The organism is Streptomyces sp. NRRL WC-3549, from assembly GCF_000721935.1.
GTDB lineage: Bacteria > Actinomycetota > Actinomycetes > Streptomycetales > Streptomycetaceae > Streptomyces.
Window position 1 is genome coordinate 63,117 of record NZ_KL585401.1, and the last position, 874, is coordinate 63,990.

Sequence of the window (874 nt, forward strand, 5' to 3'; positions counted from 1 at the left end):
CCTGCTCCGGTGCCAGCGGCTCGGCCGGCCGGTTCATCTGGGAGGGCCGCGAACCCTGGTAGTCGAAGGGGTCGCGCTGCTGCGACGACGGGCCCTGCTGCGCGGTGAAGCCGGGCGGCAGGTTCAGCCCCGGTGCCGGGCGTCCGGCACCGGGCTGCGGTGCCAGCGGTGTGTACGAGGTGGCCGTGTTGGTGAGGAAGTTCCAGCGGCACTCCTCGCAGAACGGCGCCATCGCCTCACGCGGGGTTCGGCACTGCGGGCAGAGTTCGGCCTGCGCGGTCCCGGGACCGGAGGGGGCCGGCGGGTAGCCGTAACCGCGCGCGGGCGGCGGGGGAGGCGGCGGAGGCACGGCGCCCGCGGGCGCGCCCGCTCCGGCCATGCGGTGTCCGCAGACCTCGCACCAGTCCTCGGAACCCGACTGGTGTCCGTTCGGGCAGGTCGGCATGTCGGCGCTTCCCCCTCTCCTTCTCCGGCCCCAAGGCCGTCATGCTCTGTCGACTGTGTCGCTGTTCGACGTCACTTCTTGACGCGAACGGTCTTGGTCGAGCGCGTTTCGAGCGTCATCTCGTCCGCTTCCGCCACTCTCGCTTTCAGTCGCACAGTACCGGTCGCCGCGTCGACGACGTCCACCACCTTCGAAAGCAGTTTCGCGGTATCCGCGTTCCCGGAGGCCGACGCGAGCTGCACCGCACGGCCCAGTTTGGCGGTCGCGCCGTCGAAGTCTCCCGATTTGCGCGCATCCAGCCCTTGTTGGATGACCTGTGCCAGTTCGGCCTGTCCTGTGTAGTGGGCGACCTGCGGGTTGATCGACGTGGACGCCGCCATGTCGTCGGTCCACACCGCCCGCACCAGGCCCTGCGCCAACGTCTGCGGC

General features: G+C 70.7%; 2 pseudogenes. Both read right to left on the minus strand.

Features of this window, described 5'->3' with window-relative positions:
• Nucleotides 1–445 (minus strand): annotated as a pseudogene (locus IH13_RS0116780) (phosphopeptide-binding protein); the annotation flags it as partial.
• Between the two features lie 71 nt (nt 446–516).
• Nucleotides 517–874: pseudogene (locus tag IH13_RS0116785) on the minus strand (hypothetical protein); the annotation flags it as partial.